The organism is Mucilaginibacter gilvus (assembly GCF_004054195.1).
GTDB lineage: Bacteria > Bacteroidota > Bacteroidia > Sphingobacteriales > Sphingobacteriaceae > Mucilaginibacter > Mucilaginibacter gilvus.
The window spans coordinates 105743-127555 of the sequence record NZ_SBIW01000006.1 but is presented as its reverse complement, the minus strand read 5'-3'; the positions used below and the strand labels follow the sequence as shown (position 1 = coordinate 127555).

Annotated in this window: 21 protein-coding genes; 5 read left to right on the top strand and 16 right to left on the bottom strand. The window is 46.5% G+C overall.

Translation table 11 applies throughout. The features are described 5' to 3' along the window. Positions 1 to 8: 8 nt before the first annotated feature. The 4 genes from EPL05_RS12660 to EPL05_RS12645 all read right to left on the bottom strand — a co-directional run bounded on the left by EPL05_RS12660 (position 9) and on the right by EPL05_RS12645 (position 3990). A complete protein-coding gene (locus EPL05_RS12660) occupies positions 9 to 365 on the bottom strand; it encodes a BlaI/MecI/CopY family transcriptional regulator (protein ID WP_128534338.1) in 357 nt (118 codons plus the stop codon). A gap of 405 nt (positions 366 to 770) precedes the next feature. Beyond that, positions 771 to 2246 carry an acetyl-CoA carboxylase biotin carboxylase subunit gene (gene accC / locus EPL05_RS12655; protein ID WP_128534337.1) on the bottom strand — a complete coding sequence of 492 codons (1476 nt, stop codon included), beginning with the start codon at positions 2244 to 2246 and terminating at the stop codon, positions 771 to 773. Between the two features lie 672 nt (positions 2247 to 2918). Beyond that, positions 2919 to 3398, bottom strand: a complete 480-nt coding sequence (locus EPL05_RS12650; RefSeq protein ID WP_128534336.1) for an NADH-quinone oxidoreductase subunit B — start codon at positions 3396 to 3398, stop codon at positions 2919 to 2921. Beyond that, positions 3388 to 3990: an NADH-quinone oxidoreductase subunit A gene (locus EPL05_RS12645; RefSeq protein ID WP_128534335.1), complete on the bottom strand. Its 603-nt coding sequence runs from the start codon at positions 3988 to 3990 to the stop codon at positions 3388 to 3390. Before EPL05_RS12645 ends, EPL05_RS12650 begins: the two co-directional genes overlap by 11 nt. Between EPL05_RS12645 and EPL05_RS12640 the strand changes: the two genes are divergently transcribed. After that, positions 3989 to 5203, top strand: a complete 1215-nt coding sequence (locus EPL05_RS12640; RefSeq protein WP_128534334.1) for a BaiN/RdsA family NAD(P)/FAD-dependent oxidoreductase — start codon at positions 3989 to 3991, stop codon at positions 5201 to 5203. The genes EPL05_RS12645 and EPL05_RS12640 overlap by 2 nt on opposite strands. A 213-nt stretch (positions 5204 to 5416) precedes the next feature. On the opposite strand, the gene EPL05_RS12635 is transcribed toward EPL05_RS12640, so the two are convergent. The 4 genes from EPL05_RS12635 to EPL05_RS12620 all read right to left on the bottom strand — a co-directional run bounded on the left by EPL05_RS12635 (position 5417) and on the right by EPL05_RS12620 (position 8554). Beyond that, positions 5417 to 6331 carry a Nif3-like dinuclear metal center hexameric protein gene (locus EPL05_RS12635; protein ID WP_128534333.1) on the bottom strand — a complete coding sequence of 305 codons (915 nt, stop codon included), beginning with the start codon at positions 6329 to 6331 and terminating at the stop codon, positions 5417 to 5419. Positions 6332 to 6453: 122 nt separating this feature from the next. After that, positions 6454 to 6966 carry a c-type cytochrome gene (locus EPL05_RS12630; protein WP_128534332.1) on the bottom strand — a complete coding sequence of 171 codons (513 nt, stop codon included), beginning with the start codon at positions 6964 to 6966 and terminating at the stop codon, positions 6454 to 6456. 120 nt (positions 6967 to 7086) lie between these two features. Next, positions 7087 to 7929, bottom strand: coding sequence for an SDR family NAD(P)-dependent oxidoreductase (locus EPL05_RS12625; RefSeq protein WP_128534331.1), 843 nt, complete (start codon positions 7927 to 7929; stop codon positions 7087 to 7089). 166 nt (positions 7930 to 8095) lie between these two features. Further along, on the bottom strand, positions 8096 to 8554 hold the full coding sequence (locus tag EPL05_RS12620; protein ID WP_128534330.1) for an NUDIX domain-containing protein: 459 nt from the start codon (positions 8552 to 8554) through the stop codon (positions 8096 to 8098). 75 nt (positions 8555 to 8629) lie between these two features. On the opposite strand from EPL05_RS12620, the gene EPL05_RS12615 reads away from it, so the two are divergent. Both EPL05_RS12615 and EPL05_RS12610 read left to right on the top strand, forming a co-directional pair. Next, positions 8630 to 9127, top strand: coding sequence for an SRPBCC family protein (locus tag EPL05_RS12615; RefSeq protein ID WP_128534329.1), 498 nt, complete (start codon positions 8630 to 8632; stop codon positions 9125 to 9127). 115 nt (positions 9128 to 9242) lie between these two features. Beyond that, positions 9243 to 9827 carry a riboflavin synthase gene (locus tag EPL05_RS12610; RefSeq protein WP_128534328.1) on the top strand — a complete coding sequence of 195 codons (585 nt, stop codon included), beginning with the start codon at positions 9243 to 9245 and terminating at the stop codon, positions 9825 to 9827. Positions 9828 to 9904: 77 nt separating this feature from the next. Here the strand turns inward: EPL05_RS12610 and EPL05_RS12605 are convergent, their stop codons facing one another. Beyond that, positions 9905 to 11041, bottom strand: coding sequence for a tetratricopeptide repeat protein (locus tag EPL05_RS12605; protein WP_128534327.1), 1137 nt, complete (start codon positions 11039 to 11041; stop codon positions 9905 to 9907). A 94-nt stretch (positions 11042 to 11135) separates the two neighbouring features. On the opposite strand from EPL05_RS12605, the gene EPL05_RS12600 reads away from it, so the two are divergent. Then, entirely contained in the window at positions 11136 to 11426 is a 291-nt protein-coding gene (locus EPL05_RS12600) for a hypothetical protein (protein WP_128534326.1), read from the top strand. A gap of 127 nt (positions 11427 to 11553) precedes the next feature. On the opposite strand, the gene EPL05_RS12595 is transcribed toward EPL05_RS12600, so the two are convergent. After that, positions 11554 to 12528 (bottom strand): hypothetical protein, encoded by a 975-nt coding sequence (locus EPL05_RS12595; protein WP_243837286.1) that lies wholly within the window; start codon positions 12526 to 12528, stop codon positions 11554 to 11556. Positions 12529 to 12767: 239 nt separating this feature from the next. Beyond that, positions 12768 to 14624, bottom strand: a complete 1857-nt coding sequence (hscA, locus tag EPL05_RS12590) for a Fe-S protein assembly chaperone HscA (RefSeq protein WP_128534325.1) — start codon at positions 14622 to 14624, stop codon at positions 12768 to 12770. A gap of 232 nt (positions 14625 to 14856) precedes the next feature. Here hscA and EPL05_RS12585 point away from each other — a divergent pair, with 232 nt between their 5' ends. Beyond that, positions 14857 to 17682 carry a TolB family protein gene (locus EPL05_RS12585; protein ID WP_128534324.1) on the top strand — a complete coding sequence of 942 codons (2826 nt, stop codon included), beginning with the start codon at positions 14857 to 14859 and terminating at the stop codon, positions 17680 to 17682. Between the two features lie 40 nt (positions 17683 to 17722). On the opposite strand, the gene EPL05_RS12580 is transcribed toward EPL05_RS12585, so the two are convergent. From EPL05_RS12580 to EPL05_RS12560, 5 genes are all read right to left on the bottom strand, one after another. Continuing rightward, on the bottom strand, positions 17723 to 18922 hold the full coding sequence (locus EPL05_RS12580; RefSeq protein WP_128534323.1) for a serine hydrolase domain-containing protein: 1200 nt from the start codon (positions 18920 to 18922) through the stop codon (positions 17723 to 17725). A 74-nt stretch (positions 18923 to 18996) separates the two neighbouring features. Beyond that, a complete protein-coding gene (locus EPL05_RS12575; RefSeq protein WP_128534322.1) occupies positions 18997 to 19473 on the bottom strand; it encodes a hypothetical protein in 477 nt (158 codons plus the stop codon). A gap of 10 nt (positions 19474 to 19483) precedes the next feature. Next, positions 19484 to 20227 (bottom strand): copper homeostasis protein CutC, encoded by a 744-nt coding sequence (locus EPL05_RS12570; protein ID WP_128534321.1) that lies wholly within the window; start codon positions 20225 to 20227, stop codon positions 19484 to 19486. A 148-nt stretch (positions 20228 to 20375) separates the two neighbouring features. Beyond that, positions 20376 to 21410, bottom strand: coding sequence for a N(4)-(beta-N-acetylglucosaminyl)-L-asparaginase (locus EPL05_RS12565; protein ID WP_128534320.1), 1035 nt, complete (start codon positions 21408 to 21410; stop codon positions 20376 to 20378). Positions 21411 to 21568: 158 nt separating this feature from the next. Continuing rightward, complete coding sequence (locus EPL05_RS12560) at positions 21569 to 21811, bottom strand: putative signal transducing protein (protein ID WP_128534319.1); 243 nt, start codon at positions 21809 to 21811, stop codon at positions 21569 to 21571. Positions 21812 to 21813: the final 2 nt, after the last annotated feature.

The following is a 21813-nucleotide window of genomic DNA, read 5'->3' as shown; positions in this document are numbered from 1 at the left end:
AGTGGTTATTAAGGTTTTTCTATCAATTTAATGATCTCTTTCAACTCACTGGCGCTAATCTTTTTCTCGTTAGCGAAAAAGGTAACCAGGTCTTTATAGGAGTTTTTAAAGTAATCGCTTACAAAGCCGCTCATAAAGCGTTTTTTGTACTCCTCTTCCTGTATAGCGGGGGTGTACCGGTAAGAATTACCAAGCTTCTCACTTTTTAAGAAACCCTTATTCTCCAAGTTTTTTATGGTTGATGCAAGGGTGGTATAAGGTGGCTTAGGTTCGGCAAGTAATTCCAAAAAATCCCTGATAAAACCGGTGCCCGCCTGCCAGGCTACTTGCATGGCATCTTCCTCTTGCTGTGATAATTTCTCCATCTTTCTACGATTGTTTCGTAAATCTACGACTATTTCGTAATTATCCAAATTATTTAACAAATTTTAACAGGATTTAACACGATTTAAGGGATTAACCGATTTATATATGCAAGGCGAGTGATTTTTGATGTAGCGGCTGTATCAAAGCCGGTTTGCCAACATATAAAGAACACATGGTGAGCTCATATATTCTTTTAGGCTTTCGTGTTTTTTACCCGCGAAAATAGTTAACAGCAATAATATTAGTGGTGACACAATATTGACACCAACCTGTGATTTTTAAACTTCTGATTATGAGTCTTTTATTAATGTTCACGGCGTTCACGGTGTTCACAGTGTGAGCGTGAACACTTAATGCTTGTACAAGGTTGATCCCCGCCTAAAAGGAGGCGCGAAGTCGTATCTCTACGACCTGTTTTTTACCCAATTAGAAACACCTGTAGCAGGGCTTTCCGCCAATGAAATTTTTGTTGTGCCCAGTAATCGTTCCATTACCAGTGCGGCTATCATGGCTTCTTCTTCGGTGCCGGTATCCAGGGACTCGGGTGTGAAGTAATTCTTTACAAAATGGGTATCAAACTGCCCGGAGGTAAAGGCCTCATGCTGCATTACAAACTTGCCAAAAGGCAGGGTAGTAGTGATGCCGGTGATGGTATATTCGTCTATAGCACGGATCATGCGTTCTATGGCCTCCGTGCGGTCCTTGCCAAAGGTGATGAGCTTGGCTATCATCGGATCGTAATAAATGGGGATCTCCATGCCTTGTTCAAAGCCGTCGTCCACGCGTACGCCGGGGCCTTTTGGGGTAACATAGGTTTGCAGCGTGCCGATGTCCGGCAGGAAGTTGTTGGCCGGGTCTTCGGCATACACGCGCAGTTCCATGGCGTGGCCGTTTATTTTCAGGTCTTCCTGTTTAAAGCTGATGGCTTCGCCACGGGCAATGCGGATCTGTTCTTTTACGAGGTCGATACCGGTGATAAGTTCCGTTACCGGATGCTCCACCTGCAGGCGGGTGTTCATCTCCAAAAAGTAGAAATTGAGCTGCTCATCCATAATAAACTCCACCGTACCAGCGCCGGTATAATTTACCGACCGCGCCACATCTACCGCGCATTTACCCATTGCTTCGCGAATTTCGGGCGTTAGAACGGATGATGGCGCTTCTTCCACCACCTTTTGGTGGCGGCGTTGTACCGAGCAATCCCGCTCGAAAAGGTGCACGATATTGCCATGCGTATCACCCAAAACCTGGATCTCGATATGCCTTGGCGAAGAAACGTAGCGTTCTATAAATACCGAGCCATCACCAAATGCTGAGGTAGCTTCGGATACGGCGAGGTCCATTTGTTCTACAAAATCTTCGGGGCTTTCTACTATGCGCATACCCTTGCCACCGCCGCCAGCGGCTGCTTTTATCAGTATGGGGAAACCCACTTCCACCGCACGAAGTTTGGCTTCGGCAATATCGGTTATAGCCTCTTCGGTACCGGGCACCATAGGGATGTTGTATTTTAATGCAGCGGCTTTGGCCGAGAGCTTGTTGCCCATTACTTCCATAGCCTCGGGCGAGGGGCCGATTAATATCAGTCCCGCCTCGCGCACCTGGCGGGCAAAGTTGGCGTTCTCGCTTAAAAATCCGTATCCCGGGTGGATGCCTTCGGCACCGGTTTGCTTACAAGCGTCAATTATTTTATCGCCTACCAGGTAACTTTGGTTGGATGGTGCCTCGCCAATGAACACCGCCTCGTCGGCATAGCGTACGTGCAGGGCGTCGCGGTCGGCAGCCGAATAAACGGCAACAGTTTTTATACCCATCTCGCGCGCGGAACGCATTACCCGCAAGGCAATTTCGCCACGGTTTGCTACCAGTATTTTTTGCATAGGTAACAAATGTAACGGATTATTTGAAACAAGGAAATTTGGGGTGGGAAAACTGAATAGTTTTCGGCAGGTGTTCGCAGTGTGTGGTAAGTGAAGTCGGGCCTGTGGACTACGGTGCTTCGTTAGGAGTATGTAGTAAGTTATGTTGAGCCTGTGGATGTTCATTTCTTTTGGCACCAAAGGAAACGAACCAAAGAAAAGTGCCGGCCACGTTACGTTTTATGAAAGTTAGTGAGTATTCAGGGCCTGTGCCACCCAAACGTTCCTGATGCCGGTTTTTTTAGGTCTTCGATAGGTTCTTCAAACTCAAGTTCTAATTCTTCCACCAAAAATCAATCTAAATCAACAAAATAAACGGACCTAACGAAGCCCCTCCTAAATCGGCCTTGGCCTGTTCGGCAACCCCAGATATTGCTAAAGCACAACCCTTTCATAGAACAGGACGCAGCCGAGAGTTTTTTCGTTGGTTACTTACTTTTTAGCGGAAAAAAAGAAAGTAACATCCACAGGTCTGGCATAACTTATTACCCGCGCCTAACAAGGCACAACAGAACGTAACCAGAAAAACCTGCGGTAGGGATTGGCGCTATACCGGCCTGCGCTTAATGCCCTGTGCACGTATGAGCAGAAAACCCGGGCCAAAGGCACCTCCATAAATTATCAGATGACTTTTTACCCTACTAAACTCTCCTGCTCAATTTTCTTTTGCAGTTCCAGAATAGCGCCGATAAGTGCTTCGGGGCGGGGTGGGCAGCCTTGTACGTAAACATCAACAGGGATCACCCGGTCAACGCCCTTTACCACATGGTAACCGTGCTGCCAGTAAGGGCCGCCGCAGTTAGAGCAAGATCCCATGCTGATCACATATTTTGGATCGGGCATTTGCTCGTAAAGGCGTTTGATGCGTTCGGCCATTTTAAAGGTAACGGTGCCGGCAATAATGATAACATCTGCCTGGCGGGAAGATGGACGGGGGAACACACCAAAACGGTCGAGATCATAAGTAGCGGCCATGGCACCCATCATTTCTATGGCGCAGCAGGCAATACCAAAACTCAGCGGCCATAAGGAGGACAGGCGCGCCCAGTTAAGCAGATCGTTCATTTTGGTGACCACTACGCCGCCGCTTTCGTTAGTGAGGTCAGGCGTCATTTGCTGGCTTTTTAAAACTTGGTTTAAACTTTGGAGGAGTAGCAGAAGTAGGAGTGGCGGTGGCAGTTGATTGTAGGGTTGCCGCAGCTTCTGCGCTAAACTCTTTTACCTTGAATGCGCTTTGCTCCAGGTTGATCTTATCATACAGCGATTGCGGGATGTTGGTGCCCGAATCGGGGACGGTTGGGTTGGGTTTTATCCAGTCGAGATCGCCTTTTACCCAAACATAGGCAAGGCCTAAAATAAGGATGCCTAAAAAGACGAACATTTCGGTAAGCGATACCCAGCCCCAGCGCGGGTCTAATGCGATAATGCTTTTGTTTCCGAAAACCGTGGCCCAGGGGAATACAAAAACCATCTCCACATCAAACAACAGGAACACCAGAGCGATCACATAAAAACGGGAATTGAAGGGCAGCCAGGCATTGCCGGTAGGCTCTTCGCCGCATTCGTAAGTGCTAAGTTTCTCTGTATTAGGGTTTCGTGGCGCAATCAGGCGGTTTACGCCAAACAGCATTAGTATCATTACAATGCCTGTAATTAAAAAGATAAGTATCTTTCCAAATTCTGATATTTGCGAAACATCATCCATGACAGCAAATTTAACAAAACAAACCCAATTTGATGCTATAATTATCGGCGGCGGTGCCTGCGGACTCATGTGCGCGGTACAAGCCGGCTTTTTAGGCAAACGCACATTGGTACTGGAGAAGAACGATAAGGTTGGCGCAAAAATACTTATCAGCGGCGGCGGCAGATGCAACTACACCAACCTGTATGCCACGCACAAGCAATTCATCTCGCAGAACGAACATTTCAGCCGCTCGTCATTAGCGCAATGGACGGTGGATGATACCGTTACTTTTTTTGAGACCTACGGGATAGAAGGCAAGGAGAAAACCCTCGGGCAACTGTTCCCGGTGAGCGATAAGGCTAAAGATGTGGTGAATGTTTTTACCTTGTTATGTGATGATCTGGCGCAGGAGATATGGTGCGATGCTGAGGTTACGGCTGTGGAGCAAACCGCTGATGGCTTTACCGTTAGTTTAGAGCGCCATGGCAAGCAACAAACATTATCCACGCCTAAAGTGGTGATAGCTTCTGGTGGATTGCCGATACCCAAGATGGGTGCTACGGATTTTGGGATGCGCACGGCACGAAAATTCGGGATGCTGGTTACCGAAACCACGCCCGCGCTGGTTCCGCTGACCATTACGGGTAAGGATCAGCCATGGTACGAAAAACTCAGCGGTAACAGTGTGTTTTGCAGGGTATGGAACGATAGGGTAAGCTTTGAAGAAAACATCCTGTTCACCCATTGGGGATTAAGTGGCCCGGCCATCCTTCAAATTTCCTCATACTGGAAACCGGGTGAATCTATTTACATCGACCTGCTGCCCGGAAAAGATATCGTAGAAATGATACTGGCCGAACGGGAGCAAAACGGCAAGAAAATGCTGCTGGCCTACCTCAGCGGCTTGTTTACCCGCAAGTTTGCAGATGCGCTGAGCGATTATGTACCGGCAGAAAAAAACCTGGCCTCCCTCACCAAAACCGAACTGGAAGACATCAGCATACTGATCCACGAGTTTAAAGTAAAACCAGCGGGTACCAAAGGCTACGATAAGGCCGAAGTAATGACCGGTGGCGTAGATACCAACGAGCTATCCTCTAAAACCCTCGAAAGTAAAAAAATACCCGGCCTATTCTTCGGTGGCGAGTGCGTGGACGTTACGGGCTGGCTGGGCGGCTACAATTTCCAATGGGCCTGGGCAAGCGGCTTTGTAATAGCGCAAAATTTATAGACACTGCTAAACTCCGCTATAAAAACCCGCCGTCATTTCGATAGAGCAGGGGAAAGGCTGTGCGAAGGCGCGAAAGAGAAATGTTGTACGCCACGCATCCGGACTTTACTTATGCGACCTTGCATTAGCGTTAAAGCACAGCGTTCAAGATTTTTTCCCTTCGGTCAAGAGGTAGTTCTCGTCGCTGCGCTTCCTTCGAAATGTTTTTTTTTATTACATCCATTCAAAAGCCTCCCCCGATGCTATATGGGTTATCTTCATACCCGGTAGTTTTGGCTGCAGCCATTCTACGAGGTACCACATGCCGGGGTCTTCGCTAAAATTATGACCAATGAGTACCAAAGCCATTTTGCCGCCCAGGAGTTTTTGGTCGCGCATGTATTCGGCGGTTTCCCATTCGGAGAGTTCGCCGGCTACTATCACATCCGGTTTTTCGGTTTCGGCAAAAGTAACCTGCCGCTGGCCGCCGGGAGCGCCAGGTAACAGGGCTATATGTGCAACTCGCTGGTTAAGGTCGCCAATGTAACGCAAGTGTTTGATTCCCAGCGAGGTTTTTAAATGCGTTATTAATGCCTGCAAACTCATGGCCGGCACGGTAACATCATATTTGCCGGTTTTAAAGTACTGTAACCAGCCCAGCTTTTTGGTGGTACCATAAGCTACCAGGTCGGGTTTTATGGAGTGGATATAATCGTGAAAGCGCCAAACGGTGATCTTGTATTTTGCCAGCAGGGCCTGCTTCTGTTTTACTACCGAATTGTTTTTAACCCACTCCGGGTTATCGGTATGGTTATAAAAGGTAGGCTCGTGCGCAATAATGAAGTTGGCACCCAGCTTTGCCGCTTCTTCAATTACGATGATGGTTGCAAACATGGTGGTAACAATACCGGTAACCACCATATCGCCACTGCCGCTTTTTAGGGTATCCACCGTGCCGGGGATAGGGCTAAGGTTACCTTCTTTTAATATCAGGTCTATAACTTGTTGAACTGTCATGCCCCCCGGCCCACTGAAGGGGTAGTTTTTGATTGGCGTGAAAGAGGTAAAGGCGATTCCGCCTGCCAATGTTAATGTGCTTTGGATGAATTTTCTGCGTGAATTTCGGGAGGATGAAATCGGCTTTTTCATTTAAAATAGTTAGAATTATAAAACTAAAAAATGTTAACGACTTGTGGGCCATTTAAATAGAAACCAAAAAAAAAGCTGTCCGTTTTTTGGGCAGCTTTATGCATTACATTATCTAAATTATCTTATTTCTGAGGAGGGGCAGGAGGCGTAGTACCCTGGCCACCCGGAGGAGGACCACCAGGACCTGGAGGCGGGCCACCCGGGCCACGGCGTTGCGGAGCAGGTGGGGCAACTACTTCCGGGTGAGAAACACCGCGATGGCAACTATAGCAATTTATGCCTGTTTTCATCATCATACCCAAACTATCTTTTTTTGCCTCAAAGTATTTTTTGTTGATGCCGTTCATCATTTTATACATGTGGCGTGCCATATTCTTTTCTGGCTTGCTGTCATTCGGAAAATCCATTTTGCTGATCGCCTCGTTACGAACATGGCAAAAGTTACAGCGTACACCTAACGATGCGTTCCACTCGTCCATTACCTCGTGCAATTTTTTTTCGGTAATGTTCTTGGGGAGTACTTTAAGGTTTTGGAATTTATGCTCCTCTTCTGGTTTCGGAGCGGGCGACATAGCCATAAAAGCTACTACGGATAGCAAGGCTACGGTTGCAAATAGTTTTCTGTTAATTGTCATCTGTTTGGGGTCTGGTTTAATAGCACTAATCTAACTTAAAAAAACAATAAATGTTAGCATGCAAACAGAAATGTTACAGAAATGTCATTTTAACAATGTTTAAACATCATTAACATGGGTTTAAAGGAATGGCGCTACCAACTCCATGCTCTTATTCCATAAGTTATTGCGCCCCTCTTCGTTAATTGCTCTTGCCGATGGGGCGGTAACCTTCATGTTTTTAAAGTATTTACCGCTCTTTGAATCTATACGGCTGGCGGTTGCCAGGTAAATGCTGGTTAAAGCACCTTGTTCGGGCGTTATCATAAAAGGGCGCGCCAGCCATAATAAAGTTTTGCCTGTGCCGCTAAGGCCTTCCCCAAAATTAGAGTTGACTAATCCCGGGTGCAGCGCAAATGAAGTGATTCCTTTTGGTCCAAACTTTACTTCCAGCGAACGAGTGAAGTAGATATTAAAGAGTTTGGCTACGGCGTAAGCTTTAAGCGGGGAGTAAGGGGTATGCGCCCATTGCAGGTCTTTAAATTGCGGTTTGGCCATGCGGTGCGCATCGCTGCTTACATTAATAACGCGGGCCTGGCCGCGCTCCAGCAGCGGGAGCAGTAAATTGGTCAGCAAAAAATGCCCCAGATGGTTTACAGCGAAGGTCATCTCAAAGCCGTTGTTAGTAAGTTGATGGTTGTTAAATACCCCGCCGGCATTGTTAATGAGTACATTGATGCTAAAAAGGCTGGTTTTAAGTATTTGGGCGGCGTTGTGTACGCTTTCCATATCAGCGAGGTCGCAAAATACGGTGTAGATATTGTTGTTTTTTGTCGCGCTTATCAATTCCTGTTTCACCAGTTCGCCTTTATCCATATCGCGCACCAGTAAGTAAAGCGCGTGGTCTTTTTTTGCGAGTGCCAGCGCGGTCTCTTTTCCTATGCCGGATGTGGCGCCGGTGATAACGGTGGTTGTAATGGGCATTTTGATAAATATTGGTGAGGAGAATTGCTACCCAAAACTAACATTTTACGCGGTATCTGCAAAAGGGATTTGCGCCGTAGTTCAAAACCAAAACGTAGGGTGATTTAAGCGGAAATGCGAGCGAGGTAGTAGGCGCACCCTGCGTCGAGCGTCTAAACGGATTCCGCTATTGGCCTTGCATTGCCGCCAACTCTTCTATCAGCGGCACCTGCGCCGGCACTATTTTCTGTTTGGCGGTTGCTATGTCAAACCAATCGGCACGGTCCACTTCCTCAAAGCTGGCCGTTTTGCCAGATCGTGGTGGCCACTCCATCTCAAAGTAATTACTCTTGACGTTGGTATGATCTATCTCGGCCGAAACCGCCCAGGCATGTACCACTTTGCCGTTTTTGTATTTGATGGGAGCAAGGGGCGAAAAATCGCCGGAGATGGTTTGTCCGGTTTCTTCTTCAAATTCGCGTTTAGCCGCTGCCAGTGAATCTTCCTCGTCGTACTCACCTTTGGGGATGCTCCATGCACCCAGATCCTTGTTTTTCCAGAACGGCCCGCCCGGATGAACGAGGAAAACCTGCAGTACGTTACCGGTATTTCGGTAGGCTAATATTCCCGCGCTTTGTTTTGGCATCTGTAAACGATTTTAGGGCAAATTAATAAAACACAAAGTATTATCGTTAGTTTTATCTGGCTAATTAAACCCGTTATGGAAGACATCAGGTGGAAAAAATTTAAGCTTTACGGCGATTATAACGTGGATATGCGCAGCCTTTACCTCGCCTGGGCAACACCCGGCGGACTGGAAAAATGGTTTCTGCGTAAAGCTGACTTTTTTACGGTGCCTCAGCGGCTGCGTACATGTGATGAGCAAATATCGAAGGAAGATACCTACGAATGGCACTGGCACGGTTACGATAATACCGTGGTGGAAAAAGGGCAGGTATTGGAGGCTAACGGGCTGGACCTGATTAAATTCACCTTTACCGGTGGCAGCACGGTAACTGTTTCTTTTAGTACCCGCAACGGCTTAACTATCATCGATTTGGTACAGGAAAACATCCCGCAAGAAAGCGACCCCGAGAAAAACCTATTGGTGCAGTGCCAGATAGGCTGGACGTTTTACCTCGCCAACCTAAAATCGGTAATGGAGGGTGGTAAAGATCTGCGGAATAAGCGTGTGGAGCTGGTAAGTTGCTTTAAATAACCCTGACGTGCGGCCATAGCTAAATTTGACATTCAGATATCTTCTTTATGCTTTGCCATGAATATCTTTGTGCGCTTTTCGATTAAATAATAATAAAGCGCATCAGCATTACTATATGTTTACAGGAATTATAGAAACTTTAGGCAAGATAAGCGACCTGCGCAGCGAGCAGGGGAACCTGCATATCACTGTCGAATCGGCCATTACCAACGAATTGAAGATAGATCAGTCGGTAGCGCATAACGGCGTTTGCCTTACCATTGTTGGACTTACCGATACCACACATACCGTTACCGCAATTGAGGAAACGCTGAACAAAACAAGCATTTGCCACCTAAAAGTGGGCGAACCCGTAAACCTGGAACGTTGTATGCAGATGAACGCCCGGCTGGATGGCCATATAGTGCAAGGACACGTTGACCAAACCGCTATCTGCACCAAATTCACCGAACTGGATGGCAGCTGGGAATACACTTTTGAGTACGATGCCGCAACCGGCAATGTTACGGTAGAGAAAGGGTCGATATGCGTAAATGGTATCAGCCTTACGGTAGTAAATTCCGGTCCCAATTATTTCTCCGTAGCTATAATTCCGTACACTTACGAGCATACCAACCTCCACAACGTACGCGAAAGCAGCGTAGTGAATTTGGAGTTTGATATTATTGGCAAGTACGTAGCGAGGTTAATGCAGCGGTAGGCATTACTAAATGGGATTTGTATGTAGGAGATGCAAAATATTGCGCCTCTACGATAAAAGAAATCGTGTCAAATCTTTCAATCGTTTAATCGTGTCTTACTCTTCGCATAGGCTATGTAATTCTTCTCGCTTGCCGGTGGGTTGCTGGCCAGGTACTTTTTGTAATACGTAGCAGCGGTTTTGTTATCCTTTAAATTAACCTCGTACAAACTGGCCAGCGAGTAGTAGATCATAGGGCTTTCTTCAAACTGCAGTCCTTTATGGTAGGCAAGCACCGCCTTCTTGTATTTGGAGAGCTTCTCGTCGCTATCGGCAATTTCGCCATAATAGGATGCTATGCTGGTGGAGATGCCGTCGTTAATTGCTTTTTCTAAGAATGCGATGGCCCGCTTATGGTCTTTTAGCGCTTTGTAGCACATGGCGGCATAATAATAGGTGTATTCGTTTTGTACCAGGGCGGGTATATCTGCAAAGGTTTCGGCACCACAGTTATAGTTCTTCAGGTTATAGTACGATACACCCAGCTTGGTGCGTATGATGCTCGATTCGTTGCCGTTCTTCATCAACTTAAGGCAGGCATCCACCGTTTCGGTCCATTTCTTTTGGGCGTAGGCCAGCTTCATCAGGCTTTCCAGCAAAACAATGTTTTCAGGGTCGGCGGTTGTGGCTTTGTTTAATACGTTTTCGGCCTGTGGCAATAATTTAATCTCGATGTAGCGGTTAGCCAGGTCTGATGATATGTCTGCGTCTGCCGGGTTTATTTTATTTGCCCGTTGCAGGTAAGCAATTTGCGACCCGATATCGCCCTTATCCAAACTGATCTGCGCAAGTTGTTTATACACCACAAAGTTGGTAGTATCCTTAGCGGCTATCCTTTTATAATAAACCTCTGCCTTGGCGGAATTACCCCGGCGCAGGTTGATGCTGCCTAAACTGAAGAGTACGCCCGAGCGCGTGGAATCGATATCGTAGATGCGCTGGTAATAGCCTTCCGCCTCGGGGAGGCGGCCCGCCATATTGGAGGTATAGGCCAGCTGTGAGAGGGCTTTCAAATTGGTAACAGGTTCGGTATATACCGTTTTTAGGTAATCGGAAGCATCGGCAAAACGCTGGTTTTGGTAATAATCTAAAAGCAGGGCATCATCCACTTTAGTTTGTGCCGAAGCATTGAAAAAGAGGCAGGTAAGAAGCATGGCAGGCAGCATGTATTTCATATAACTAATTTATTAGTTATAAACCAAACTTCCAAATGTTAAACAATTTTATGTTTTTGATGTTTACTTTATATAAATACTAAAACCAGATACCATGGATAAGATAAGAAAATTTGAATTGATGGAAAAGATAGTCCATGAATTAGAAGACTTGAAACATAGTCAACAAGCTATAATTGCCAAATTAGGCAAAATAGAAGTGGATAATTTTGACCTGGGAAATAAAAGGTTAGAAAAAGACCTGCCGGATATGCACCAGCGTGTTTCAGATAACCTGGACACAATCGCTTCTATCTTAGAAGATTTTGCAGGCCAAACCGATACCTATAGCGACAAAAACAATATTGCTGCTTTGAAAGAGCAGGAGATAATTGATAATTTGTAAGCCCTCAACTCCTGAATTGGATTTTTTGAAATGTATAAAGCCCCGGCAACGGGGCTTTATACATTTATGGTTCTTTCAGGCTGAGAAATGAAACAAACCCTATTTCAGCAATGCGCGTTACTACTCACTACTGATACTGTATATAAACCGGCATTGGTTTCAGGCTTAAAACTTCTTGGGGAGTAAGCATGCGGTGCGGCTCGGGTTTTATGTCGTTTTTGTAGAACAGCTTAAACCCTGTGAACTGCACCGGTTCGCCTTGTACAAAATATTTGTAGGTGCCTTTTTTTAAATCGGGACCGCCCCAGCCGTCCATATCCATCACAAATTGGACGTTGTTGCGCAGTTTGATATTCTGGTAATTGGTAACCATGCGTTTGGTAAAACGGTGTACTACAAAAACCTTCGGCGGCAGGTTGTATTTGATGCAAAGCTTGCTCAGGTAATCGGTTACAAAGTTGATATCCGCGGCGTCAAAAGTACCGATGCGCTTGCCGGGTACGCTACCTTCCTTCATCGAAAATTCAGGGTCGATGCCAAAGTGTACGTTGGGCATTTTGAGGTATTTTTCCAGCAGGGGCAACTCGGTTTGTACATTGCTGAAACCTACCTGGATATCTAAAAACACCAGCGCGTTGATGGGTTTGGCCATTTCTATTGCCTTATCTATCTGGCTAAAGGGCATCCGCAGGTTATGCAAGCCATTGCGGCCGGCATCCGCCTGGGCGGTTACACATATATAATGTAGCGCGGGTACAACAGGGGTGAGGGTATCTGCCGCCTGCCAAACTTTTACTTCGGCCATTAATCTGCGGCGCATTTCTACCGGTTCGTACTGGCCCAGCGCGCCCATATTTTTAGAGTACATATTGCCGTAGTAAGCTACAATGCGTTTAAAGGGCAATAGAGCGCCGGGCAGTGGAAGCGGCGCGTTCTTAACCGGCCAGCGCTTATCACCATTTGCCATCCGCTTCATTAATGAATCGTATTTGGCGGTATCGAGGGTGGCTTTTAGTGTAGTATCTTTTAGTGTAGTTTGAGCGGATGCAGTACTGATGGATGCGATAAACGTGACGAGCAGAACGCGGAAGATGTTTTTCAAGTGCAGTGTTATTTGGTTGCTACAAATAACGGTTTTTATGCTGATGGGTTTTAAACAAAATGTGGTATTTTTTTAAAGGCTGCCGCGGGTTGAAAACCCGCGGCACACATGGGTCAGCTTTCAGCCGACGTAAGCAGAATGCTTACCTTGTGCATACCACGAGATACGCTGCGCTAATCTCGCGGCAGCGGAAAAGCAAATCCAAAAAATCGCATCAATCTGTTAAATCCCGGTTCCTTTTACTCTAAGCTCTTGCCCTTCATGGCAACGCTTATAGCTTCATCCATTACACGTTCGGCAAAGTCGCGGGTAAAGTTATTGGTTTCATCAATTTTGCTGTGGATAAGGTCTTTATCGCCAGAGGCTAAAGCAGCTTTTAGCGAAGTAAGGTGCTCGTGAGTATCGCTGATCTCCTTTGCGGTAAGGTGCGCACTGTGTTTCTCCAGAAAACGGTCTACGGTGTACACCATTTGCTCGCCTTCGGTTTTAGCTTCTATCAGCATGCGGGCGGCAACGTCTTCTTTAGCGTTGGTGATGCTGTCCATAAGCATTTTCTCTACCAGCTCGTCGTTAATACCGTAAGCGGGTTTTACTTCCACTTCCTGTTTTACGCCGCTGCGCAGTTCAATAGCCTGGATCTTTAGAATCCCATCGGCATTCAATATAAAATTGATATCTATCTTCGGGAAACCTGCCGGCATGGCGGGGATGCCTTTCAGTTCAAACTCGGCCAGTTTGCGGTTCTCTTTAATAAGGTCGCGTTCGCCCTGGTAAACGGCTATCTTCATGTTCACCTGCCCGTCTTTGCTGGTGGTATATTGTCTGCCGGCCTTGGTTGGGATCTTGGAATTGCGGGGAATAATGGTATCCATCAGCCCGCCCATGGTTTCTATACCTAAGGAAAGCGGCGTAACATCCAGCAGTAAAATATCGCTGCGGTTCCCAGCCAAAACATCGGCCTGAATGGCGGCGCCAAGGGCAACCACTTCGTCCGGGTTTACATCATCATGCACGGGGCGACCGAAAAATTCCGCCACCATTTTCTTCACCAATGCGGTGCGGGTACTGCCGCCAACCATAATTACTTCATCAATATCAGCAATGGTTAGCTTGGCATCCTTCAATGCGTTTTGACAAGCGGTGATGGTTTGCTGCACTTTGGGCAGGATCAGGTCGTTAAAAGTATTGCGGTCGATGGTGCACCAGATGTCACCTATCTTCTCGTTGAAGATGCTCTGATGCGCGAATGCTTTTTTGGCTTCCTCAGCTTTCAGGCGCAGCTGTTGGGTAAGCTCGCGATTCTCGGCCAGTTCGGTTTTGTTTATGTTATTCTTCTCGATCCAGTAATCGGCAATGGCACGGTCGAAATCGTCGCCGCCTAAAAAGGTATCGCCGTTGGTAGATAATACCTCGAAGATGCCGTTCTGGATCTGCAGGATGGATACATCAAAAGTACCGCCGCCCAGGTCGTACACGGCAACGGTTTTGGTTTCTTCGGGGTTCAGGCCAATGCCATAGGCCAGGCTGGCGGCTGTTGGTTCGTTCACAATGCGCAGAACGTCCAGTCCGGCCAGTTTACCGGCATCACGTGTTGCCTGGCGCTGCGAATCGTTAAAGTAAGCAGGTACGGTGATCACGGCGCGATTCACCCGCGTTTTAAGGGCATGTTCGGCACGTTCTTTTAGTTCTTTCAGGATTAGGCCCGAGAGTTCTATAGGTGTGTAGAATTTATCGCCCACCTTTATTTTTACCAGGCTTTCGGTATTATCATCAATGATCTTATACGAGAAAAAGTTCTGGTAATTTTTTACATCGGCATAAGAGCGGCCCAAAAGGCGCTTTACCGAAAACACGGTGTTCTGCGGATCGGTTATTAAAAAACCTTTGGCTTCGTTGCCTACCTTGATATCCCCGGTTGCGCCAAAATGCACTATAGAGGGTACCAACACACCTTTGCCGGTATCGTTAATTACTTTTGGGTTTTTATCAGGGTCGATAAAGGCCACCAGCGAATTGGTGGTGCCAAGGTCGATCCCTACAATAATATCTTCTTTTTGGATAGAGCCCGTTGCCAGGTTGATAGAAACTTTAGCCATGATGTATCAATAACAAAGGGCAAATGTACTTAGTTTTAGGGGAGGAAATGTCATGTGGATTTCGGATTTGCGATGTTCGATTTCGGATTTTGATTGTCTGAACCCGAATTTTATTGAATTAGAGAATTTTTCGAATTGATAAGTCTTATTGTTTAAGCTAAACATTCTGTGAATTCGTTAATTCGAAAAATTCGAGCTCAGACAGCTAACAATTTTTCCTACTTTCACCCTAATGATAAACCGTTTCTGCCAAACCCTGCTACTGCTGCTTACGACTGCCACTTTAACAAAGGCCCAGCAGTTTGGCGGCAACCCGCCATCTATTAAATGGAAACAGGTAAACACTCCGGCAAGCAAGGTGATCTTCCCCGAAGGGATGGATTCGGCAGCGATGCGGGTGGCAAACATTATCCAGTACATTAACCCGCAAATAAAGCACACTATTGGTTTTAAACAAAAGCAGGTGAGCATTGTGCTGCAAAACCAAACCACCATATCCAACGCCTATGTAGGTTTGGCACCTTTTCGCAGTGAATTTTATTTAACGCCATCGCAAAATAGTTTCGAAATTGGCAGCCTGTACTGGCCGGGGCAACTGGCCATCCACGAGTTCAGGCATGTGCAACAGTACAATAATTTTAACGTAGGGCTTTCTCATGCGCTTCGCGTAGTTTTTGGCGAAGGTGGGCAGGCGCTGGGCAACGATTTGTCTATTCCCAACTGGTTCTTCGAGGGAGATGCGGTTTACAACGAAACCCTGGTGAGCCATCAGGGCAGGGGGCGGCTTCCTTATTTCTATAATGGTTTTCGTGCGCTGTGGGCAACCTATAAAAGCTATAGCTGGATGAAGCTGCGAAACGGCTCGTATGTTGACTACATCCCCGATCATTACCCCCTTGGTTATATGATGGTGGCGTATGGACGAGAAAAATACGGTAATGATTTTTGGGAGAAAGTTACGCATGATGCTGCCGCGTTCAAAACCGGCTTTTATCCGTTTCAAAATGCTATCAAAAAGTATTCGGGCCTGAATTATAAAATCTTTAGGGAAAATGCATTTGCTCATTTCAAAAAGCAGTTTGCCAATGATAATATGATAGATGATCAGCCACCGGCCCATTTTGTCGCCCACGAAGAATATCCGGCCTATGTGAATGATAGTACTCTTATTTATTTAAAAACCACTTATAACCATATTCCGAAGTTTGTGATACGCAGCAAGGGTAAGGAGCGTGCCGTAGCCGTTCAGGATATTAATACCGACAATTATTTTACTTACCACGATGGCAAGGTGGTTTATGCCGCGTACCGCCCCGACGTGCGATGGGGCTATCGTAACTACAACGAATTGGTAGTATTGGACATTAAAACAGGGAAGGAGCGCCGCATTACACGTAAAACCAAATATTTTTCGCCGGCCTTTAGCAATGATAGCAAAACCATTGTGGCAGTTGATGTAGAACCATCCGGAAACAGCGCGCTGCATTTATTAGATGCTTTAACGGGAAAGCTGCTTATCGCGATACCTAATCCTGATAAACTGTTTTATACCTACCCCAAATTTTATGCTGATGATAAAATAATTGCCGCCGTAAGGAATGGCAAAGGGGAGATGGCGCTGGCTTCGGTAGATACTAAAACCGGGGCAGCCAACTATTTTACCCCGTTTAGTTTTGAGCCGATAGGTTTTATTGCAGTGGGCGGCGGCAGAATTATATTCAGCAAAACCACGGGTGCCTACGATAAATTATTTGTCCTTTCGCTAAAAACAGGAAAGGTGTTCTTGAAGGATACAAGTGAAGAAAATATGAGCCCGGAGATAGGAGCTTATCAACCAGCTGTAACCAATTCTAAGATGGCATGGGTTGGCTTTACGCCCTACGGCTATTATATTCGTGAGGGAACCCTATCAGAAAATGATCTTAACGAAACGCAGCTATACGAGGCAGAACCCATGTCCAATATGGGCATCACCAAGTTAGGCCAAGATTCCGCCGCCAACCTTCTATCTTCCGTCCCGAATACGCCGCTCCCCATCACCAACTACAGCAAAGCGCACGGCCTGTTCAATTTCCACAGCATCTTCCCCAATCTTAACGACCCAAATTACTCCCTGGAACTCGCGGGAGAGAATGTGTTGAACACCTTCCAGTCGCGCCTTTCGTTTAACTACAACCGGGATGAAGGGTACAAGCGTATCGGTTATACCGGCATCTACGGTGCGCTCTTTCCTTATATCTCAGCAGGTGCAAACTACACTTTTGACCGTAAGGGCTTTTCTAAAGGCAACAGCGTTTACTTTAATGAAACCGACCTGCACGCAGGTTTGGAAGTGCCATTGAACTTTACTGCCTGTAAAACGGCCACGTTTTTATCTGCCGGGAGCGATGTGTATTACAGCCAGCGCCGTTTCCAGGAAGCGTTCCGCAGCCAATTTGCCGACAGGCATTATACCTATTTGAACAACTATATCAGTTTCAGTAACGAGATCCAACAGGCCAAACAGCAAATAAACCCGCGCCTGGCACAAAGCATCAGTCTGAACTACAAAACCGCTATTGCGGGGCTAAGCGCCACCCAGTTTTTGGGTACGGGTTCCTTTTATTTCCCGGGCCTCTCTGTAAACCATAGCCTCGTTATCAGTGGTGCCTACCAGCAAAAAGGGGCAAACAACAGCATTGGGTTCTCTAATGATTTCCCTTTCTCTAAAGGTTACACCGCCGAGAGTTTGGATAAGATGCAAAAGTTTGGTGCCAGCTATCATTTCCCGATAGCCTACCCGGATGCAGGCTTTGGTAACCTGGCCTACTTGCTCCTTGTACGCGGCTACCTGTTTTACGATCAAACCCACGCTACCGACGGCAGCTTTCTGTTGAACGGCAGGCCTTTTAAAGCTGATTTCCGTTCGGCAGGGGCAGCCCTGTTTTTTGATGGGAAGCTTTTTAACCAGGGTTCGGTATCGTTCGGCATCAGGTACAGTTACCTGCTGGATGATGACCTGTTTGGCGGTAACGGCAAGAACAGGATAGAACTGGTGCTACCGGTGAGTATATTTTAGAAGGATTGTTCTTACGTGATGACTTGCCCCGCCTTACGGATTAATTATTGGTTGCCACCGCCTTTGTCAATAAGTTAATTATGGGTTGTTTATCGGATAGAAAAGTATTGCAGATAAACAGGCCACCCAAGCCGGTTGCAGGGTTAAAAAACACATAAGTGCTAACGCCCGGATCGTCGCCATCTATCCCAATTGTGCCATCGCTGAACAGGTTCCAAAAAAGCCCTTTGTTACGGTTAGCCATATTTATTTTACCCGGTGCATGGGCTGTATCAAACTGCTTTGTAAAGATCTGTTTTAGTAAATCGGGCCTCAACAGGTTCGACTGGCCCTTGTAACCCCTTGTCATAGCCATCAAATACTTGCTTAGATCATTTGCGGATGTCCTTAAGCCCCCATCCGGATAGGTAAGCAGGGAATACAGCGGCACGTTTAACCCGTTGTAATAAAGTTGGGCGTGTAGCTTTTTGTTAACAGCAGTCAGATACCAGCCCGAATTATTCATTTTAAGCGGGCTGAGGATATAACGATCAGCAAAAGTAGCATAGCTCATTCCCGACCTGATTTCGATAAGATAAGCGGCCAGGGCAGAGCCGAGATTGCTGTAATTGTAGTTGCTGCCGGCACCGTCCGCATCGAAGTTTTCCTTGCTATAATATTTGCCTTTATCTGACAGGTAATTGTAAAAGAAGCCTTTCATTGATGAATCTTTCACCATCGAGTTGTATCCCAAAGATCGTAATGCCTGCAGCACCCGGGGATCTGTACCAATGGTATCACCGTTAAACCGGTACGTATTTGGATAAATAGCCGGATTATCTAATATTCCCGAGGTGTGGGTGGTCAATTGCCTTATTGTGATCTTATCCAGCGGATGCTGTGGATTTACCACCTTAAAGGGCAGCACCTCATTAATATCGGTATCGAGGGTGAAATATTTCAGTTCAACCGCCTTCATAATAGCCAGGGCAATAAAGCTTTTACTCACCGACCCAATATTCTGGATGGTATTAGTGGTGTAAGGTTGTTTGGTGTTGGTATTAGCATACCCCCAGGCTCCGCTGTAAATGGTATTTTTTTGATTGACTAATACAACGGCCATGCCCGGAATACCATTTTTCTTGATCACGCTATCTAACTGAAAACTTAGCTTTTCGAATTTTGATTGCGCGTTACAATGATAAATTGCTGTTGATAGCAATACTGATATCATAATGGTACGTGCTAATTTTTTTTTCATTGTTTTAAACGTTGTTGTGCTATTAAATACAAGTAGGGGATAACAGTCCGTAGGTATGGATTTTTAAAAATGCTTTACACCACATCGTCCTTCGCATACCCCAGTTGCCCGTCCTCTTTTAAAGATTGCTCAAAATATTCCTGTACAGTTTCGTAGATGGCTTTGTTATCGCCTCTTACCCACGTTAGCCCGAGCCCGATATTCTTTCTGTCGCCCAACAGGTCGAACGATAAATATTTGGTGTAACGACTTTTATCAAAGGAGATCTCGATAACATCTTTCCAGTAAATAACGCTACCGGTTACAGGGAAAGTTAGCTTCTCGTCGTCGAGGGTAAGGGCAGGCTGATTTTTTAAGGCGGGGACAAGGCAGCGCCTCACAAAAAAAGCAAGGCTGATGAGGATGGACACCTCTATAAAGCTGACAAACATCCATAGCTTGCTATCGTTGGCTATAAATCCCAACACAAAGAATACAGACATAAAGCCCGCAAAAAAAGCGATGCCCGTAAAACCTACTGCCTTGCTATATACAAAAGTTGTGGTGCCCATAGTGAATATATCAGCTATTTGCTGCCGCGATGATATTCTTTACCACTTCCACGCCGGTAACATCGATCCCGTATTCGTCTTTTAAACCGTTGGATAGTAAGATATGGTCGTTGTGGTATTCCATTTTGCCGGGGATGCTGATGCGGGCAGAACTGTGTACTTCGGTAACCTTGGTAAAATGTACCATGTCGGCAACGTTTTTTTCATTTACACCGCTGCCGGGCATAATGGTAATGCGGCTCGCAGCTTTTTCTACCAGGTGGTTAAGCACACTGGCACCTTCCATAGCGGTGCTTTTGCCTCCTGAGGTAAGGATGCGGTCGCAACCCAGTTCTATCACATCTTCTAAGGATTGGTATAGGTCGGCGCACATATCAAAGGCGCGGTGAAAGGTAACGCCCAAGCCGTATTGTTTAGCCATGCGCACCAGTTCCAGGCAGCGGGGTTTATCTATAGTGCCATCGGCGTTAAGTATACCAATTACTATACCATCAACACCAGCTTCAATACAGTTGCGCACATCTGCTTTTATCACTTCAAATTCCAGGTCCGAATACAGGAAATCTCCACTGCGGGGACGTATCAGTACAAAGAGTTGGATATGTAAAAGTTTGCGGGTCATGAGTATTTGGCCGTAAGATGGCGTAGTACCGCCTTCCGCGAGATTCTCGCAAAGTTCTACCCGCACAGCACCGCCTTCCTGCGCTGCTACCGCTGAGGTTACTGAATTTGAGCAAACTTCCAAGCTTACCATATTAGTTCTTTATGTGAATGGTTCATGGGTACGATGGTAAAGGTAGTTTTTCTGCTATTAACCATCAATTCTTAGTTTATAGATCATAGTAGAGCAATCAAACTTAGAATATCGACTATGAATTATCAACTATTATCCATGAACTAATCTATTTCTTCTCGTCTTTATAGAAGCTTTTGCCGGGGATCAGCAGGTCCTGTTTAGCCGAATCGCATACCGCAAAGGAAAATCCCTCCTGTATGGCATAAGCGCCGTACTCGCCTTTTTTGTTGATAGCCAAAAAGCCTACCTGGATTTTCTTAGCGATCTCAGGTTTCTTTTTGATGATGCGGTTAACGGCTTCCTTGCAGGCATCCTCGGGCGATAAACCCTGGCGCATCAATTCCACAACCAAAAAGCTGCCTACATTGCGTATCACTTCTTCGCCCACGCCTGTAGAAGTAGCGCCGCCAACCTCGTTATCTACATACAAACCGGCGCCAATAATAGGGCTATCGCCAACGCGGCCATGCAGCTTAAATGCCATGCCGCTTGTGGTGCAGGCTCCGCTGATATTGCCTTTGGCATCAATAGCCAGCATACCAATGGTATCGTGGTTGTACTTGCCACCGGGGCGGTGCTGGTCGTTCTCTATATTCATTTTTGGGGAATACTCGGCTTTAACGAGCCATTTCTTCCACTCTTTTTCCGATTCGGGGGTGAGTAATTTCTCGCGTTTAATGCCCTGTTCTACGGCAAACTGGCTTGCTCCATCGCCAACCAGCATTACGTGCGGGGTTTTTTCCATCACCAAACGCGCTACGGCGATAGGGTGGGCTATATCTTCCATTGCCGCAACTGCGCCGCAATTACCAAACTCATCCATGATGCAGGCATCCAAAGTAACGTGCCCGTCGCGGTCGGGGTAACCGGCGCGGCCTACGGTATGATTTTTCATGTCTGCTTCGGGTATTTTTACACCTGCTTCTACCGCGTCTAAGGCCCGCCCACCGGTGGCAAGGGTTTTCCATGCCTCTTTGTTGGCGGCAATGCCAAAATCCCAGGTAGAAATTACGATAGGTAAACTGCCTGCGGCGGCAGTGCCGGTGTTATTGCCCGCGGGTGTTGCCGGGCTATATTTAGATATAGCTGCCAATGAAGCGCTTGCAGCGGTTACTTTAAGGAATTTACGGCGATCGATCATGTTGCTAATATAAAATAATCAGGTATAAATACTTGCTTGTGTATCGGCTTTGATACAGATGTCCCGCTGATGTACCCCCACGAAAGGAGCCTCACCTAAATCCTCTCTAAAGGAGAGTACTAAAAAAAAACCAGAGCGTCGTCTTAAAAAAAAAATGGTTACTCCCCCAACTCATTATCCTCCGCCAGTACCCCACGGCAGCGCTCCAGGTCGTGCTCAAATATTTTTATTTTGATTCCGCCTATGGCCTGGTTATAAAATGGATGGGCGCTAACGGTGTTTTCGTCGGCAATAAAGCAGGGGATGCCTGCATCTTCCAGCCGGGTGCGGATGATATGGGCCAGCATGGGGTCGTAATAACGCTCAAAAGTGATGATCTTATCGTTGGTTTGGTCGCTCATAA

Coding starts and splice junctions, on each gene's coding strand:
- EPL05_RS12660 (WP_128534338.1), bottom strand. CDS start 365: ATGGAGAAATTATCACAGCAAGAGGAAGATGCCATGCAAGTAGCCTGG.
- accC (WP_128534337.1), bottom strand. CDS start 2,246: ATGCAAAAAATACTGGTAGCAAACCGTGGCGAAATTGCCTTGCGGGTA.
- EPL05_RS12650 (WP_128534336.1), bottom strand. CDS start 3,398: ATGACGCCTGACCTCACTAACGAAAGCGGCGGCGTAGTGGTCACCAAA.
- EPL05_RS12640 (WP_128534334.1), top strand. CDS start 3,989: ATGACAGCAAATTTAACAAAACAAACCCAATTTGATGCTATAATTATC.
- EPL05_RS12645 (WP_128534335.1), bottom strand. CDS start 3,990: ATGGATGATGTTTCGCAAATATCAGAATTTGGAAAGATACTTATCTTT.
- EPL05_RS12635 (WP_128534333.1), bottom strand. CDS start 6,331: ATGAAAAAGCCGATTTCATCCTCCCGAAATTCACGCAGAAAATTCATC.
- EPL05_RS12630 (WP_128534332.1), bottom strand. CDS start 6,966: ATGACAATTAACAGAAAACTATTTGCAACCGTAGCCTTGCTATCCGTA.
- EPL05_RS12625 (WP_128534331.1), bottom strand. CDS start 7,929: ATGCCCATTACAACCACCGTTATCACCGGCGCCACATCCGGCATAGGA.
- EPL05_RS12620 (WP_128534330.1), bottom strand. CDS start 8,554: ATGCCAAAACAAAGCGCGGGAATATTAGCCTACCGAAATACCGGTAAC.
- EPL05_RS12615 (WP_128534329.1), top strand. CDS start 8,630: ATGGAAGACATCAGGTGGAAAAAATTTAAGCTTTACGGCGATTATAAC.
- EPL05_RS12610 (WP_128534328.1), top strand. CDS start 9,243: ATGTTTACAGGAATTATAGAAACTTTAGGCAAGATAAGCGACCTGCGC.
- EPL05_RS12605 (WP_128534327.1), bottom strand. CDS start 11,041: ATGAAATACATGCTGCCTGCCATGCTTCTTACCTGCCTCTTTTTCAAT.
- EPL05_RS12600 (WP_128534326.1), top strand. CDS start 11,136: ATGGATAAGATAAGAAAATTTGAATTGATGGAAAAGATAGTCCATGAA.
- hscA (WP_128534325.1), bottom strand. CDS start 14,624: ATGGCTAAAGTTTCTATCAACCTGGCAACGGGCTCTATCCAAAAAGAA.
- EPL05_RS12585 (WP_128534324.1), top strand. CDS start 14,857: ATGATAAACCGTTTCTGCCAAACCCTGCTACTGCTGCTTACGACTGCC.
- EPL05_RS12580 (WP_128534323.1), bottom strand. CDS start 18,922: ATGAAAAAAAAATTAGCACGTACCATTATGATATCAGTATTGCTATCA.
- EPL05_RS12575 (WP_128534322.1), bottom strand. CDS start 19,473: ATGGGCACCACAACTTTTGTATATAGCAAGGCAGTAGGTTTTACGGGC.
- EPL05_RS12570 (WP_128534321.1), bottom strand. CDS start 20,227: ATGGTAAGCTTGGAAGTTTGCTCAAATTCAGTAACCTCAGCGGTAGCA.
- EPL05_RS12565 (WP_128534320.1), bottom strand. CDS start 21,410: ATGATCGATCGCCGTAAATTCCTTAAAGTAACCGCTGCAAGCGCTTCA.
- EPL05_RS12560 (WP_128534319.1), bottom strand. CDS start 21,811: ATGAGCGACCAAACCAACGATAAGATCATCACTTTTGAGCGTTATTAC.